Annotated in this window: 22 protein-coding genes; 4 read left to right on the forward strand and 18 right to left on the reverse strand. The window is 41.1% G+C overall.

Features of this window, described 5'->3' with window-relative positions; translation table 11 throughout:
* Positions 1 to 21: 21 nt before the first annotated feature.
* From rplE to rpsL, 18 genes are all read right to left on the reverse strand, one after another.
* Positions 22 to 579, reverse strand: a complete 558-nt coding sequence (gene rplE / locus O9A_RS05750; protein ID WP_034459573.1) for a 50S ribosomal protein L5 — start codon at positions 577 to 579, stop codon at positions 22 to 24.
* The gene (rplX, locus tag O9A_RS05755) at positions 572 to 886 is read right to left on the reverse strand and encodes a 50S ribosomal protein L24 (RefSeq protein ID WP_034459576.1); all 315 of its coding nucleotides are present in this window, start codon (positions 884 to 886) and stop codon (positions 572 to 574) included. The genes rplE and rplX overlap by 8 nt, the downstream gene beginning before the upstream one ends.
* A gap of 12 nt (positions 887 to 898) precedes the next feature.
* Positions 899 to 1,267, reverse strand: coding sequence for a 50S ribosomal protein L14 (gene rplN, locus O9A_RS05760; RefSeq protein WP_004859184.1), 369 nt, complete (start codon positions 1,265 to 1,267; stop codon positions 899 to 901).
* A gap of 144 nt (positions 1,268 to 1,411) precedes the next feature.
* A complete protein-coding gene (rpsQ, locus tag O9A_RS05765; RefSeq protein ID WP_034459587.1) occupies positions 1,412 to 1,651 on the reverse strand; it encodes a 30S ribosomal protein S17 in 240 nt (79 codons plus the stop codon).
* 11 nt (positions 1,652 to 1,662) lie between these two features.
* Entirely contained in the window at positions 1,663 to 1,863 is a 201-nt protein-coding gene (gene rpmC, locus O9A_RS05770; RefSeq protein ID WP_034459589.1) for a 50S ribosomal protein L29, read from the reverse strand.
* Between the two features lie 12 nt (positions 1,864 to 1,875).
* Entirely contained in the window at positions 1,876 to 2,289 is a 414-nt protein-coding gene (rplP, locus tag O9A_RS05775) for a 50S ribosomal protein L16 (RefSeq protein ID WP_034459592.1), read from the reverse strand.
* A gap of 35 nt (positions 2,290 to 2,324) precedes the next feature.
* The gene (rpsC, locus tag O9A_RS05780) at positions 2,325 to 3,035 is read right to left on the reverse strand and encodes a 30S ribosomal protein S3 (protein WP_034459594.1); all 711 of its coding nucleotides are present in this window, start codon (positions 3,033 to 3,035) and stop codon (positions 2,325 to 2,327) included.
* Positions 3,035 to 3,424 carry a 50S ribosomal protein L22 gene (rplV, locus tag O9A_RS05785; protein WP_034459596.1) on the reverse strand — a complete coding sequence of 130 codons (390 nt, stop codon included), beginning with the start codon at positions 3,422 to 3,424 and terminating at the stop codon, positions 3,035 to 3,037. Before rplV ends, rpsC begins: the two co-directional genes overlap by 1 nt.
* Positions 3,425 to 3,426: 2 nt before the next feature.
* A complete protein-coding gene (gene rpsS, locus O9A_RS05790; protein ID WP_011180910.1) occupies positions 3,427 to 3,705 on the reverse strand; it encodes a 30S ribosomal protein S19 in 279 nt (92 codons plus the stop codon).
* 15 nt (positions 3,706 to 3,720) lie between these two features.
* Entirely contained in the window at positions 3,721 to 4,554 is an 834-nt protein-coding gene (rplB, locus tag O9A_RS05795; protein WP_034459604.1) for a 50S ribosomal protein L2, read from the reverse strand.
* Between the two features lie 21 nt (positions 4,555 to 4,575).
* Positions 4,576 to 4,869, reverse strand: coding sequence for a 50S ribosomal protein L23 (locus O9A_RS05800; protein ID WP_034459606.1), 294 nt, complete (start codon positions 4,867 to 4,869; stop codon positions 4,576 to 4,578).
* On the reverse strand, positions 4,866 to 5,486 hold the full coding sequence (gene rplD / locus O9A_RS05805) for a 50S ribosomal protein L4 (protein WP_034459610.1): 621 nt from the start codon (positions 5,484 to 5,486) through the stop codon (positions 4,866 to 4,868). Before rplD ends, O9A_RS05800 begins: the two co-directional genes overlap by 4 nt.
* A complete protein-coding gene (gene rplC / locus O9A_RS05810; RefSeq protein WP_034459612.1) occupies positions 5,486 to 6,226 on the reverse strand; it encodes a 50S ribosomal protein L3 in 741 nt (246 codons plus the stop codon). The genes rplD and rplC overlap by 1 nt, the downstream gene beginning before the upstream one ends.
* Positions 6,227 to 6,253: 27 nt before the next feature.
* The gene (rpsJ, locus tag O9A_RS05815) at positions 6,254 to 6,562 is read right to left on the reverse strand and encodes a 30S ribosomal protein S10 (protein ID WP_004855744.1); all 309 of its coding nucleotides are present in this window, start codon (positions 6,560 to 6,562) and stop codon (positions 6,254 to 6,256) included.
* A gap of 65 nt (positions 6,563 to 6,627) precedes the next feature.
* Positions 6,628 to 7,803: an elongation factor Tu gene (gene tuf, locus O9A_RS05820; protein WP_034459023.1), complete on the reverse strand. Its 1,176-nt coding sequence runs from the start codon at positions 7,801 to 7,803 to the stop codon at positions 6,628 to 6,630.
* Between the two features lie 64 nt (positions 7,804 to 7,867).
* A complete protein-coding gene (fusA, locus tag O9A_RS05825; protein WP_034459614.1) occupies positions 7,868 to 9,952 on the reverse strand; it encodes an elongation factor G in 2,085 nt (694 codons plus the stop codon).
* Between the two features lie 30 nt (positions 9,953 to 9,982).
* Positions 9,983 to 10,453 carry a 30S ribosomal protein S7 gene (gene rpsG / locus O9A_RS05830; RefSeq protein ID WP_034459616.1) on the reverse strand — a complete coding sequence of 157 codons (471 nt, stop codon included), beginning with the start codon at positions 10,451 to 10,453 and terminating at the stop codon, positions 9,983 to 9,985.
* Positions 10,454 to 10,471: 18 nt separating this feature from the next.
* Positions 10,472 to 10,843: a 30S ribosomal protein S12 gene (gene rpsL, locus O9A_RS05835; RefSeq protein ID WP_034459619.1), complete on the reverse strand. Its 372-nt coding sequence runs from the start codon at positions 10,841 to 10,843 to the stop codon at positions 10,472 to 10,474.
* 542 nt (positions 10,844 to 11,385) lie between these two features.
* On the opposite strand from rpsL, the gene xth reads away from it, so the two are divergent.
* From xth to O9A_RS05855, 4 genes are all read left to right on the forward strand, one after another.
* Entirely contained in the window at positions 11,386 to 12,168 is a 783-nt protein-coding gene (gene xth, locus O9A_RS05840) for an exodeoxyribonuclease III (protein ID WP_034459621.1), read from the forward strand.
* Positions 12,169 to 12,294: 126 nt separating this feature from the next.
* The gene (locus O9A_RS05845) at positions 12,295 to 13,206 is read left to right on the forward strand and encodes a transporter substrate-binding domain-containing protein (RefSeq protein ID WP_034459625.1); all 912 of its coding nucleotides are present in this window, start codon (positions 12,295 to 12,297) and stop codon (positions 13,204 to 13,206) included.
* 139 nt (positions 13,207 to 13,345) lie between these two features.
* A complete protein-coding gene (locus O9A_RS05850; RefSeq protein ID WP_034459628.1) occupies positions 13,346 to 14,098 on the forward strand; it encodes an amino acid ABC transporter permease in 753 nt (250 codons plus the stop codon).
* A 3-nt stretch (positions 14,099 to 14,101) separates the two neighbouring features.
* Entirely contained in the window at positions 14,102 to 14,818 is a 717-nt protein-coding gene (locus O9A_RS05855; RefSeq protein ID WP_034459631.1) for an amino acid ABC transporter permease, read from the forward strand.
* Positions 14,819 to 14,825 lie beyond the last annotated feature (7 nt).

A 14,825-nucleotide genomic window follows, 5' to 3' on the forward strand; every position in this document is an offset into this window, starting at 1 on the left:
CTTACCTCACTATGTTTGCCGTTACGAACGAAAAGGAAAATTAAAAGCACGCAACAACTCTCGCGCCTCATCATCCGTTTTTGCTGTCGTACAAACGATAATATCCATACCCCAAATTTGATCAACCTTATCATAATTGATCTCGGGAAACACAATGTGCTCTCTAATACCCATAGCAAAATTGCCACGACCATCAAAGCTTTTTGGGTTCAGACCACGAAAATCACGAACCCGCGGAAGTGCGATCGTAACAAGACGATCCAAAAACTCAAACATACGATCTTTACGCAACGTAACTTTAGCCCCAAGTGGCATGCCTTCACGAACCTTAAAGGTTGCAATAGAATTACGTGCGCGAGTAACAACAGCCTTTTGACCTGTTATGAGTCCCAAATCCTCAGCAGCAATAGACGGTTTCTTGGAATCGGTAGTTGCCTCACCAATTCCCATATTAACCACAATTTTATCAACCCGTGGAATTTGCATTGCATTTTTATAATTAAACTTCTCTTGAAGCGCCTTACGAACCACTTCAAAATAATGCGTTTTCATGCGGGGCGTTTGTTTTTCCTCAGCCATTAATCAACTCTCCCGAACGCTTGGCAAAACGAACCTTATTACCATCTGCATTCACACGAAAACCCACACGCGTAGGTTTACCATCTTTAGGATCAGCAATGGCCAAATTAGATAAATGAATCGAAGCTTCTCTAGAAATAATCCCAGCTTCTTGCTTTTGCGTCTGACGTTGATGACATTTAACCATATTCACACCACGAACAAAAGCTTTACTCTCCTTCGGATTCACCTTAATCACTTCACCACTACACCCTTTATCCTTACCGGATAAAACAACAACTCTATCACCTTTTCGAATCTTCTGCATAACATTCGCTCCTTATAACACTTCAGGAGCGAGCGAGATGATCTTCATATGATTCCTACCACGAAGCTCGCGGGGAACTGGTCCAAAAATACGTGTACCGATCGGCTCTTTCTTATTATCGACCAAAACAGCAGCATTACCATCAAAACGAATAACACTACCGTCTGCGCGACGAATATCCTTAGCAGTACGAACCACTACAGCCTTCATCACATCACCTTTTTTAACACGACCACGAGGAATAGCATCCTTAACCGAAACAACAATAATGTCACCGACCGAAGCATATTTGCGCTTTGAACCGCCTAACACCTTGATGCACATGACACGACGGGCACCGGAATTATCAGCAACGTCGAGGTTTGTTTGCATCTGAATCATGATTGGCCACCTTCTCTTAACATTTATATCCGGCCATGCTCTTAACATACCCGGATTTTCCTGCAAAATAACGATAAAATTCTTGCCCTCAATTCACCAACGGAAAAAACCACTGCTAAATTTAAAAAAAACAAGCCTGGTTAACTATGCTACACTGTCTTTAACAACAATCCAACGCTTATCTTTCGAAATTGGTTTAGATTCCTGAATAAAAACTTGATCCCCAATCTTGAACTGGTTATTCTCGTCATGCGCCTTATACTTTTTAGACTGCCTAACAGTCTTCTTGAGAAGCGGGTGAGAATAACGACGTTCCACTTTGATAACCACAGTCTTATCGTTTTTATCACTTACAACAACACCTTGCAAAATGCGTTTAGGCATCTCTTATTTCCTTAAACCTTACTTTCGTTTATCTTCTGACGAAGAAAAGTTTTAACGCGCGCAATATCACGCCGAACCTGCTTAACACGCGAAACCTTTTCTAATTGCCCTGTCGCCTTTTGAAAGCGCAAATTAAACTGCTCTTTCTTTAATTTTGCCAACTCATCTTTCATTTGATCGAGCGCTTGCGCCCCTAATTCCTTGGCTCTCATCGCTTAACCTCTTTATTCAGTAATACGTTGGATGAAACGCGTCTTAATAGGTAACTTTGCAGCACCCAATCTTAGTGCTTTACGTGCTACATCTTCAGGAACCCCATCAAGCTCAAACATAATGCGTCCCGGCGCCACACGAGCTGCCCAATAATCGACACTTCCTTTACCTTTACCCATACGAACTTCGGTTGGTTTAGATGTAACCGGAAGATCCGGAAAAACACGAATCCACACACGACCAGAACGTTTCATATAACGTGTAATCGCACGACGCGCCGCTTCAATTTGGCGGGCAGTAATCCGCTCCGGTTCAACAGCCTTTAAACCATAAGCACCGAAATTTAAATCCGTACCACCTTTCGAAACACCGTGAATACGACCTTTGAACTGTTTACGGAACCTTGTGCGCTTTGGCTGCAACATTGTTCTCTACTCCAAAATTTAGCTCAATCAAAAAACTAAGCATTTTCCCGGCGACGATTCGATGAAGAACCCGAATGATCTACTTCCGCAGCACGACGTTCTGAAGCCATCGGATCATACTCGAGAATCTCGCCCTTAAAGACCCAGACCTTAACACCACAAATACCATAAGCAGTCTTAGCTTCTGCTGTACCGTAATCAACATCAGAACGCAAGGTATGAAGTGGAACACGACCTTCACGATACCATTCCATACGAGCAATCTCAGCACCACCAAGACGACCAGAACAGTTGATACGAATACCTTCTGCACCAAGACGCAGGGCCGATTGAACTGCACGCTTCATTGCACGCCGAAAAGCAACACGACGCTCTAACTGCTGAGCAACGGATTGTGCAATAATTGTCGCATCAATCTCTGGTTTATGAATCTCCACAATGTTCAATGAAGTCTCAACATTTGTCATTTCCGAAAGCTTACGACGAAGCTTCTCGATATCAGCACCTTTTTTACCAATAATCAAACCAGGACGCGCTGAATAAATCGTCACACGACATTTCTTATGAGGACGCTCAATAACAACCTTAGAAACAGCTGCCTGTTTGAGTTCTTCAAGCACGTATAAACGAATTTTAAAATCCTCATGAAGCAAACGTCCATACTCACCACTATCAGCATACCAACGAGAATCCCAGGTCCGATTAACTCCAAGACGAAATCCTATTGGATTGATTTTCTGACCCATTATGCGGCCTCCACTTTTTCGGTAGATTCACGAACAATAATAGTAAGATGCGAAAATGAACGTTCAATGCGACTAGCACGACCACGACCACGAACATGAAAACGCTTCATCACTATCGACTTACCAACATAAGCTTCTGCAACAACAAGCGAATCAATATCAAGATCGTGGTTATTCTCTGCATTTGCAATTGCTGATTCAAGAGTTTTTTTCACCGTTCCAGCAATACGTTTACGTGAAAACGTCAAATCAGCTAGTGCAGCACTAACTCTTTTACCACGAATCATCGCAGCAACTAAATTAAGTTTTTGCGGACTAACACGAATTGTCCGAGCCACAGCCTTCGCCTCATTATCCTTAAGCTGGCGCGAAACTTTAGCTTTTCCCATCACTACTTCCTCTTCGCTTTCTTGTCTGCACCATGCCCATAATAAGTCCGGGTGGGAGCGAACTCACCAAACTTATGCCCAACCATCTCTTCCGAAACGGAAACAGGAATATGTTTATTGCCGTTGTGAACACCAAAAGTCAAACCAACAAACTGTGGTAAAATAGTAGAGCGACGACTCCATATTTTTATAACTTCATTGCGTCCACTTGCACGTACCTTCTCTGCTTTACCAAGAAGATAGCCGTCAACAAACGGACCTTTCCAAACTGAACGAACCATTTCAGACTACCTTTCTCATTTCTTGCGCTGATGACGCGTACGCATAATAAACTTATCAGTGGCTTTATTGGAACGTGTACGCTTACCTTTCGTAGGTTTACCCCAAGGAGACACTGGATGACGTCCTCCTGATGTACGCCCCTCACCACCACCATGTGGATGATCAACTGGATTCATAGCAACACCACGAACGTGTGGACGCCTGCCACGCCAACGTGACCTTCCTGCTTTACTATCACTAATGTTTGCATGATCAGGGTTTGAAACAGCACCAACAGTTGCAAAACAACTGCTAGACACCAAACGCTGTTCACCAGAATTAAGACGAAGAATAGCCATTCCCTGATCTCGCCCAACCAGCTGCGCGTAAGCACCAGCTGAACGTGCAATCTGACCACCTTTGCCTGGTTTTATCTCAACATTATGAATAATCGTACCCACTGGCATATTACCAAGCGGCATAGCATTACCTGGCTTAATATCAACATTTAAACCAGCAATAATAGAATCACCAATATCAAGACGCTGTGGTGCAAGAATATAACTTAATTGTCCATCTTCATAGCGAATTAACGCGATAAAAGCTGTGCGATTCGGATCATATTCCAAACGTTCAACTTTTGCAGGAACACCACGTTTAAAACGCTTAAAATCAACAAACCTATAGCTACGCTTATGACCACCACCTTGAAAACGAGCAGTAACACGACCACGATTATTACGTCCACCTTTCGATGACAAACCTTCAGTCAAAATTTTTACAGACTTACCTTTATAAAGGCAAGAACGATCTACGATAACAAGCTGACGCTGCCCCGGCGTAGTTGGATTAAACTGCTTAAGTGCCATTATTCTTATCTCCGAGCCTCTTTAAAGACCTGTCGAAACGTCGATGGACTGACCTCTCGCCAGCGTGACGATCGCTTTCTTGACATCATTTTGCCGACCGACAATGCCTTTGAAACGCTTCTCTTTACCTTTATGAACTATCGTGTTAACTGCTTTAACTCTAACACTAAAAAGCGCTTCAACAGCAGCTTTAATCTCAGACTTTGTCGCTTTCGGTACAACATTAAAAACAACTTGATTATACTCAGAAATCAGAGTCGATTTTTCAGTAATAACTGGACTAACAATTATATCATAATGGCGAAGGTTTTTCATTTAAAACGCTCCTCAAGAGCTTCGACAGCTGCTTTTGATAAAACAAGTTTGCTGCGACGCAGAATATCATAAACATTAATTCCTTGAATTGGTAAAATATCAATATTAGGAATATTAGATGCTGCACGAAAAAAATTAGGATCAATCTCGTTGCCACCAACTAAGAGAGCATTATTAAACCCAAGCTTAGAAAAATAAGAAACAAGCATTTTGGTTTTAGTATCCTTAACATTCAGCTCATCAATAACAATTAAATCATCTGCTTTTAACTTGGCTGATAAAGCAAGACGCAATCCAAATGCACGAATCTTCTTAGGCAGATCATGTGCATGACTACGAGAAATCGGACCATGAGCCTTACCACCACCTCGAAACTGTGGCGCACGAGCAGACGAGTGTCTAGCACGTCCAGTTCCTTTTTGCTTAAACATTTTTGCCCCTGTCCGTGACACGTCAGATCTCCCCTGCGACTGATGTGTCCCTTGTTGACGACGCGCAAGCTGCCAACGAACAACACGCTGTAAAATATCCTCACGCGGCACAAGACCAAAAACACTTTCAGAAACTTTTAACTTACCAGCTTCACTCCCATCAAGGGTTTTCATTAAAAGATCCATTATTCATCCCCCTCAGCTTCAGAGATTGCCATCACCGGAGCAACGATTTCCGTTTTCTCCTTCGCAAGTTGGCGAATACCAGCAGGCCTTGGTGCATTATCAGGAAGAGGCTTTTTTATAGCGTCCCGCACCAAAATCCAAGCACCTTTAGAGCCAGAAACAGCGCCACGTACTAAAATTAAACCACGCTCAACATCCGTAGAAACAACTTCAATATTTTGTGTTGTTACACGGACCTGTCCCATATGGCCAGCCATTTTTTTACCCTTAAATACTTTACCTGGATCTTGACATTGTCCTGTCGAACCATGAGCACGATGTGTGATTGAATTACCATGTGAAGCACGGTGGCCACCAAAATTATGCCGTTTCATAACACCAGCAAAACCTTTACCGATAGTCGTACCTGTCACATCAACCCTTTGCCCCGGAACAAAATGTTCCGCTGTAATCTCAGTACCGATATCAAGAAGATTATCGGGACTCACACGAAATTCTGCTATCTTGGCTTTTGGCTCAACGGAAGCCTTAGCAAAATGTCCACGAAGAGCTTGCGAAGTATTTTTCACCTTAGCAAAACCTACACCTAATTGAACAGCAGTATAACCATTCTTTTCAACTGTACGCTGAGCAATGACTTGACAATTTTCCAAACGAAGTACCGTAACTGGCACATGTTCACCAGCATCATTATAAATACGGGTCATGCCCAGCTTCTGTGCTATTACACCTGAACGCATCGGGTCTGTTCCTTCTGTCCTCAAACCTCAGAGCTTAATCTCAACATCCACACCAGCAGAAAGATCAAGCTTCATAAGCGCATCCACTGTTTGCGGTGTTGGATCAACAATATCAAGAAGACGCTTATGTGTACGCATTTCAAACTGCTCACGGCTCTTCTTATCGATGTGCGGCCCACGATTGACCGTAAACTTCTCAATCCGCGTTGGAAGCGGAATAGGACCACGGACATTCGCACCAGTACGCTTAGCGGTCGACACAATCTCACGCGTCGACGCATCAAGAATCCTGTGGTCAAATGCCTTCAAACGAATGCGGATATTTTGACTGTTCATGCTCTTTATTTCCTTGTTATGCAAAGCGCTTTTAACAATAAAGACACTCTTTCAACAACCATTATTTACTCAATGATCTTAGAAACGATACCTGCACCAACAGTACGACCCCCTTCACGAATAGCAAAACGAAGTTTTTCTTCCATGGCAATCGGAACAATTAGAGAGACATCCATAGCAACATTATCACCAGGCATAACCATTTCTGTACCCTCCGGAAGCGTAACAATCCCCGTCACATCTGTGGTACGGAAGTAAAACTGAGGGCGATAATTCGTGAAAAATGGAGTATGACGACCACCTTCATCTTTCGTCAAAATGTAAGCCTCCGCTTTAAACCTTGTATGAGGTGTAACCGAAGCAGGCTTCGCCAAAACTTGTCCACGCTCAATCCCTTCACGATCAATACCACGAAGTAGCGCTCCAATATTATCACCCGCTTGCCCCTGATCCAAAAGCTTGCGGAACATTTCAACCCCTGTAACTGTCGTCTTAGAAGTTGGACGAATGCCGATAATCTCAACTTCTTCACCAACTTTAATGATACCGCGCTCAACACGACCCGTCACAACAGTCCCACGACCCGAAATCGAAAAAACATCTTCAATTGGCATCAAAAATGGTTGATCAACAGGACGCTCAGGCGTCGGTATGTAATTATCAACTTCACTCATCAAAAGACGAACCGCATCTTCACCAATGCTTTTATCTTTATCTTCAAGTGCTGCCAAAGCAGAACCTTTAACGATCGGAATATCGTCTCCTGGAAAATCATATTTTGATAATAGCTCCCGAATTTCAAGTTCAACAAGCTCCAAAAGCTCATCATCATCAACCTGATCAACCTTATTGAGAAAAACAACAATCGCTGGAACACCAACCTGACGCGCAAGAAGAATATGCTCACGTGTCTGAGGCATAGGACCATCAGCAGCAGAAACAACCAAAATCGCACCATCCATTTGCGCTGCGCCTGTGATCATGTTCTTCACATAATCCGCATGACCTGGACAATCAACATGTGCATAATGCCGCTTCTCTGTTTCATATTCAACATGCGCTGTAGAAATAGTAATTCCACGCGCACGCTCCTCAGGTGCCGCATCAATTTGGTCATAAGCTTTAAATTCACCAAAATATTTCGTAATCGCTGCTGTCAATGAGGTCTTTCCATGGTCAACGTGACCAATCGTACCAATATTAACATGCGGTTTTGTGCGTTCAAATTTGCTCTTTGCCATTTGAGCTCTCCATTTTCGGGTCCAAACCAAGGACTAAGTTAAAAATTAATTACGCTACCTAAAATCACGCGTATTTTTTTTGTATCTCCAAAGCAACAGCCGAGGGAACAGGTTCGTAATGATCAAACTGCATTGTATACTGTGCACGTCCTTGACTCATTGAACGAAGACTATTCACATAACCAAACATATTCGCCAAAGGAACCATTGCATTTACAACCGTTGCAATACCACGCGCTTCAGTTCCTGAAATTTGACCGCGACGAGAATTTAAATCACCAATGACATCACCAACATAATCTTCCGGAGTAACAACCTCTACCTTCATTATAGGCTCAAGAAGCTGTGCAGCAGCCTTTTTTGCACCATCCCGAAAAGCCGCACGAGCAGCAATTTCAAAAGCCAAAACGGAAGAATCAACATCATGATAACCACCATCGACCAAAGTAGCTTTTACACCAAGCATAGGAAAACCTGCAAGAGGACCCGAACCCATAACACTCTCAATTCCTTTCTGAACACCGGGAATATACTCTTTAGGAACGGCTCCACCAACAATTTTCGACTCAAAAATAAAATCATCACCATCATGAGGTTCAAAAATAATTTTTACACGAGCAAATTGCCCCGCTCCACCCGATTGCTTCTTATGTGTATAATCAACTTCTGCGATTTTCGTAATCGATTCACGATAAGCAACCTGAGGTTGCCCAACATTAGCTTCAACCTTAAATTCACGCCGCATACGATCAACAATAATATCAAGATGAAGTTCACCCATTCCAGCAATAATCGTTTGACCTGATTCTTCATCCGATTTAACACGAAACGAAGGATCCTCAGCTGCCAAACGATTAAGTGCAATACCCATCTTTTCTTGGTCCGCTTTTGTTTTTGGCTCAATTGCAATCTCAATAACAGGCTCTGGAAATTCCATGCGCTCCAAAATAACAGGTTTTAGAGGATCACAAAGAGTATCACCTGTTGTTGTTTCCTTAAGCCCCGCAAGAGCAACAATATCACCCGCAAAAGCCTCTTCAATATCTTCACGAGAATTTGAATGCATTTGAAGCATACGACCCAAACGCTCTCTTTTCCTCTTCACAGTATTTTCAAGAGAAATACTTTTTTGAACTTTACCAGAATAAATACGACAAAAAGTTAACGACCCTACAAACGGATCATTCATAATCTTAAAAGCAAGCATAGAAAGCGGAGCATCATCTGAAGATTCACGCGTTGTTTCACCTCCAGTCTTCACATCAATACCACTAATTGCAGGCACATCAACCGGAGAAGGAAGATAAGAAACAACAGCATCCAAAAGAGGCTGAACTCCTTTATTCTTAAAAGCAGTACCACACAGAACTGGATGGAACTGAACCTCTACAGTTCCCTTCCGAATAAGAGCGACAAGCTGTTCATTGGTTGGCATCACACCTTCCAAATAAGCTTCTGTCGCAGCCTCATCAACTTCAACCGCCATCTCAACTAACTTTTCGCGATATTCTTCAGCTTTTTCCTTCAAATCAGAAGGAATTTCACCAACCGTCGCCGAAGCACCAATAGAACCATCCCACCTTAATGCCTTCATCTCAACGAGATCAACAACACCTTCAAAATCGTTCTCAGCACCGATTGGCAATTGCAAAACCAGTGCTTTAGCACCCAAACGCGAACCAACCATTTCCACGCTACGATAAAAATCAGCGCCTATTTTATCCATCTTATTCACAAACACCATGCGTGGCACACGATATTTCTCAGCCTGGCGCCAAACGGTTTCTGTCTGAGGTTCCACACCAGCATTTGCATCTAGCAACGCTATCGCACCATCAAGAACACGCAAAGAACGCTCAACCTCAATCGTAAAGTCAACATGCCCTGGCGTATCAATGATATTAAAACGCCGCTTCCGACCATCACGCCCTTTCCAAAAGGTCGTCGTAGCAGCAGAGGTAATCGTAATACCACGCTCTTGCTCCTGCTCCATCCAATCCATTGTAGAAGCACCATCATGAGTCTCGCCGATTTTATGATTCTTGCCGGTATAGAACAAAATACGCTCAGTCATAGTGGTTTTACCGGCATCAATATGCGCCATAATACCAAAATTACGATAATCTTCAATTTTATATTCGCGAGTCATTGCACTTGCCTTAGTTTTTCTTAAACACACCTACCAGCGATAATGAGAGAATGCACGATTAGCCTCAGCCATACGATGAACATCCTCACGCTTTTTCACTGCAGAACCGCGATTATTAGCTGCATCCATCAATTCACCAGAAAGACGATCAATCATTGTTGCCTCATTACGCCCACGCGCTGCCGAAATTAACCAGCGAATAGCAAGAGCCTGACGACGATCAGGACGAACATCAACTGGAACCTGGTAAGTAGCACCACCAACACGACGTGAACGGACCTCAATATGAGGGGCAACATTTTCTAACGCCCGACGAAACAAAGCCACAGGATCTGATTTTACTTTACTCTCTATAACATCAAGCGCACCGTAAACAATACGCTCAGCAACAGATTTTTTACCATCAAACATAATGGCATTCATAAATTTCGTAATGACCAAATCACCAAATTTGGGATCTGGATTAATTTCACGTTTTTCTGCTCTATGGCGACGGGACATTGGCTCTGTCTCTCAATATTACTTTGGACGCTTCGCGCCATACTTTGAACGACGCTGTTTACGATTCTTGACACCCTGCGTATCAAGCAACCCACGGATAATGTGATACCGAACTCCTGGCAAATCCTTCACACGACCACCCCGAATCATCACAACAGAGTGCTCTTGAAGATTATGCCCCTCTCCAGGAATATAACCAATCACCTCAAATCCATTTGTCAAACGGACCTTAGCAACTTTACGAAGAGCAGAATTTGGTTTCTTCGGCGTCGTTGTATAGACACGCGTACAAACACCACGTTTCTGCGGATTTGACTGAAGAGCAGGAACCTTATTACGCTTAACTGGCGTAATACGCGGCTTGCGAATCAACTGGTTTACGGTAGGCATGCAACCTTCCTCTTTTCGATCTACGTTCGTCTCACCCACTTGGGCTTCATTTACTTGTATCTATTCCGAATACAATCGGAACCAACACTTAAGCCTAAACACAAAATCGGGCACGCTTGCTATAAACAGCTTACCCGACTAAAAGCAGAGAAGGCAATAGCCTCTTGCACTGGCATTTGCTTTTAATTTCCTAATCAAACCCTGTCCGAACGACCTTTTAGAATAACACTCCAAAAACGCTCATCACTCTTAAACGGTTGTGATAGTCTCTAATAGCGAGAACACATACATTCGTCAAGAACTAAACATCAGAAAGTTTCTAAAAATGAAAATAAATTAAATCGTAAGATATTAAATTTGGCTTTTAACAAACACTCTTGATAAATCAGGTTACCATAGTAATATTTGCTTCAAAATAATCTAAAGAGAGACGGCATATCAGGGGAGGTTTATAGAACGCTTTAACATCGTTAATTTAACGAATTGTATATGTAGAGTATTATAACGTACATATAACACCTAAAATACCTAAGATGAGTACCATGAAAATAGTAACGTGGAACATTGCTGGAATAAAAGCACGGCATGCAACATTATATCAATGGCTACAGAAAACTCAGCCTGATATAGTCTGTTTACAAGAAATAAAAAGTACCGACGAGAACTTTCCACGCGATGCAATTGAAGGCTTAGGTTATCACATAGAAACATACGGACAAAAAAGTTTCAATGGTGTTGCGATTCTCTCAAAAAAAACACCTGATGAAGTTATCCGCCAATTACCAGGCAATGACAAAGATGAACAAACACGTTACATTGAAGCCGTTTATTCAATAAATAAAGGCGTTATTCGTGTTGCATCACTTTATCTTCCAAATGGAAATCCCATCAACAGCGAAAAATATCCTTATAAAATGGAATGGATGGAAAGATTATATACACATGCAAAATCATTGTTAAAATATGAAGAACCTCTTGTTCTAGCTGGCGATTATAATGTCATCCCAGCTCCATTGGATGCAAAAATCCCTCAAGAATGGAGTAATGACGCCTTATTTCTTCCACAAACAAGACAAGCATTCCAACGCATTGTTCATTTGGGTTTTTATGACGCTATTCGTAATGTCACAGATACTCCCTCATTCAGCTTCTGGGATTTTCAAGCTGCTGCATGGCGCAAAGATAACGGGATTCGTATTGATCACTTTCTCTTATCCCCAGAAGCTGTCGATAAGCTTATCTGCGCTTATAGCCAAAAAGAAGTAAGAGGGTACAAAAAACCATCTGACCATATTCCCGTTTGGATTGACCTTAATTTCAATTAACTAAAGTATAATAGCTCTTTCATTGGGATAATAAAAAAAATATCCCACCTAGAATAATAAATATGTTACACAGCCCATGGTAATCTAAAAAAACAAGAAGACATCGTACAATGCATGGAGTAAAGAATGAGAAAATCACTTTTAATATTCATTGCAGCAACCGCAACCATCATAGAGCTGATAGGTATTGCAAAAGCTGAAAATGATACATTTGAAAAAATTAAAAGAACGGGGGAAATTACTCTAGGTGTTCGCGAATCGTCTGGTTTAGGTTATGCTCTTGGTAATGGAAAATATGTAGGCTTTCACACAGAAATGGCAGAACATATCATTGATGACATTTCAAAAAAAATTGGTAAACCAATTAAAATTCATTATCTCCCCATCACATCACAAAATAGAATTCCTCTACTGCAAAACAATACCTATGATTTTGAATGTGGCTCAACAACAAATGATATTTTTCGTAGTAAAGAAGCAGCATTTGCTTACACCACTTACGTTGAAGAAGTTCGGATTGCCGTAAAGAAAAATTCTAACATTAAATCTCTTGAAGATTTAAATGGAAAAACAGTTGCTACCACCACCGGAACAACCGCTGTTCAACTTATTCGCAGAAACAAACGTGCAAAAAACATTAACTTTAAAGTCGTAAAGGGCAAAGACCATGGAGATAGCTTCTTATTACTAGAATCGGGTCGTGCAGACGCATTTATCATGGATGCCTCAATTCTTGCTGGACATATTGCTAAATCAAAAAATCCATCTAATTACGTCATCCTTGATACGGTACTTTCAGTCGAACCCATTGCTTGTATGCTCCGATTAAATGACCAAAACCTGGAACACGCAATCAATGAAAGCATCGTGCATCAAATCAAAAACCACTCGCTTGAAAAACTTTATGATAAATGGTTTATGAAACCAATTCCGCCTGCAAATACTATTGTCAATCTTGCCTTGTCCGAATCGACGAAATATGCCTGGAAGCATCCAAACAGTAAACCTCGTGAAGACTACCCAGAAAATAATTTATAGAATTTGAAAAATAAAGAACAACCACACTCTTTAAAAAAATTGAGTGTGGTTATGCTTTTTTCAATAAATTTGGCCATATGTAAACATGGTAGATTTGTTGTTTTATTTGCAAATAATTCAATTTAGGAAATATCAATTAATGGACTTTTCTTTCCTTTGTAAAGATGATCTTACCCAAACATTGGTAGCGGGATGCCTTGGAACCACTGGTGTCAGCCATACCTATTTAGATACATTGCTCGAGAGTTTAAAAAATACAGTTATTTTATCAATTTCCTCACTAATTTTAGCTATATTTTTGGGTATTATCACAGGAACAATGCGCACTTTACCAAATACGTCTATGACCAATTGCTTATTTCGCGCTATCGGTTACATTTGGGTGGAGATTATGCGTAATATTCCTCTCCTTGTACAAGTATTTTTATGGTATTTTGTCGTGCCTAAAATTTATCCGCCAGCAATAAATTACTCACCTATTTTATTAATAACATGTGCCCTGGGATTCTTTACATCTGCTCGCATTGCAGAACAGGTTCGTTCAGGCATTGAAGCCATGTCTTCTGGACAACGCTATGCAGCTATGGCAATGGGATTTACAACATATCAAATTTATCGTTATATCATATTACCGTGCACTATGCGCACAATTATGCCCCCGCTTACTTCAGAAGCAATGGGAATTGTAAAAAATTCATCTATAGCATTTGCTGTTTCAATAAATGAACTCATGCAATTCCAATATCAAACGATTGAAGAAGTGAGTCATGTTTACGAAAATTATCTGATCGTCACGATTCTTTATATTTTTATAGCTTTGTTCATATTCATCATTATGACAGTCATTGAACAAATGCTCAAAATTCCGAATTTTCAAAAAGAGGAACATTGAATAATGATGGATTCCGTAAGCTCCGAGTTTGGATTTTATTTTCCTTTTAATTTTTCAAATTTTGATTTTTCATTTTTTACTTTTGAGATATTTTGCTCTTACATTCTATCGGGATTACTCTTTAGTGTTTTTCTCACTCTTTTTGCAACGATATTGGGGATTATCTTCGGCACACTCTTAGCGATGATGCGGCTTTCTTGCACTAAATTACTTTCTTCACTGGCAATAATTTACACAACAGCTATGCGTTCAATACCACTTGTTATGGTTATTTTATGGTTTTTTGTGCTTTTACCTTTCATTACCGGTACATCAATCGGTGCAAATAAATCAGCACTTATTACTTTTACTGCATTTGAAACCGCTTATTTTGCCGAAATTATACGTGCTGGTATAAATTCAGTTTCGCAAGGACAAAAACATGCAGGGCAAGCTCTTGGAATGACATATTGGCAAAACATGTATATCGTAATTCTTCCCCAAGCTTTTAGAGACATGCTGCCAGTTTTTTTAACACAGGTTATTATCCTCTTCCAGGACACAACCCTTGTTTACGCAATCAGTGGTAATAGCCTTTTGAACGGTTTTGATATTGTGGCTAACAATTTTGGTGTAAAGCAAGAAGCTTATATCTTGGCAGCTATTTTCTATTTTGTTATCTGCTTCACATTGTCGCAGATAGTTTTATATCTACAGAAAAAAGTATCCATTATTCGCTAACAGGAGA

Origin of the sequence: Bartonella koehlerae C-29, from assembly GCF_000706625.1 — a bacterium.
GTDB lineage: Bacteria > Pseudomonadota > Alphaproteobacteria > Rhizobiales > Rhizobiaceae > Bartonella > Bartonella koehlerae.

Coding starts and splice junctions, on each gene's coding strand:
- rplV (WP_034459596.1), bottom strand. CDS start 3,424: ATGGGAAAAGCTAAAGTTTCGCGCCAGCTTAAGGATAATGAGGCGAAG.
- rpsG (WP_034459616.1), bottom strand. CDS start 10,453: ATGTCCCGTCGCCATAGAGCAGAAAAACGTGAAATTAATCCAGATCCC.
- O9A_RS05845 (WP_034459625.1), top strand. CDS start 12,295: ATGAGAAAATCACTTTTAATATTCATTGCAGCAACCGCAACCATCATA.
- O9A_RS05855 (WP_034459631.1), top strand. CDS start 14,102: ATGATGGATTCCGTAAGCTCCGAGTTTGGATTTTATTTTCCTTTTAAT.
- rplB (WP_034459604.1), bottom strand. CDS start 4,554: ATGGCACTTAAGCAGTTTAATCCAACTACGCCGGGGCAGCGTCAGCTT.
- rpsQ (WP_034459587.1), bottom strand. CDS start 1,651: ATGCCTAAACGCATTTTGCAAGGTGTTGTTGTAAGTGATAAAAACGAT.
- rpsS (WP_011180910.1), bottom strand. CDS start 3,705: ATGGTTCGTTCAGTTTGGAAAGGTCCGTTTGTTGACGGCTATCTTCTT.
- rplN (WP_004859184.1), bottom strand. CDS start 1,267: ATGATTCAGATGCAAACAAACCTCGACGTTGCTGATAATTCCGGTGCC.
- O9A_RS05800 (WP_034459606.1), bottom strand. CDS start 4,869: ATGAAAAACCTTCGCCATTATGATATAATTGTTAGTCCAGTTATTACT.
- tuf (WP_034459023.1), bottom strand. CDS start 7,803: ATGGCAAAGAGCAAATTTGAACGCACAAAACCGCATGTTAATATTGGT.
- rpsC (WP_034459594.1), bottom strand. CDS start 3,035: ATGGGTCAGAAAATCAATCCAATAGGATTTCGTCTTGGAGTTAATCGG.
- rplX (WP_034459576.1), bottom strand. CDS start 886: ATGCAGAAGATTCGAAAAGGTGATAGAGTTGTTGTTTTATCCGGTAAG.
- xth (WP_034459621.1), top strand. CDS start 11,386: ATGAAAATAGTAACGTGGAACATTGCTGGAATAAAAGCACGGCATGCA.
- rpsL (WP_034459619.1), bottom strand. CDS start 10,843: ATGCCTACCGTAAACCAGTTGATTCGCAAGCCGCGTATTACGCCAGTT.
- fusA (WP_034459614.1), bottom strand. CDS start 9,952: ATGACTCGCGAATATAAAATTGAAGATTATCGTAATTTTGGTATTATG.
- rplP (WP_034459592.1), bottom strand. CDS start 2,289: ATGTTGCAGCCAAAGCGCACAAGGTTCCGTAAACAGTTCAAAGGTCGT.
- rpsJ (WP_004855744.1), bottom strand. CDS start 6,562: ATGAACAGTCAAAATATCCGCATTCGTTTGAAGGCATTTGACCACAGG.
- rplE (WP_034459573.1), bottom strand. CDS start 579: ATGGCTGAGGAAAAACAAACGCCCCGCATGAAAACGCATTATTTTGAA.
- rplD (WP_034459610.1), bottom strand. CDS start 5,486: ATGGATCTTTTAATGAAAACCCTTGATGGGAGTGAAGCTGGTAAGTTA.
- rpmC (WP_034459589.1), bottom strand. CDS start 1,863: ATGAGAGCCAAGGAATTAGGGGCGCAAGCGCTCGATCAAATGAAAGAT.
- O9A_RS05850 (WP_034459628.1), top strand. CDS start 13,346: ATGGACTTTTCTTTCCTTTGTAAAGATGATCTTACCCAAACATTGGTA.
- rplC (WP_034459612.1), bottom strand. CDS start 6,226: ATGCGTTCAGGTGTAATAGCACAGAAGCTGGGCATGACCCGTATTTAT.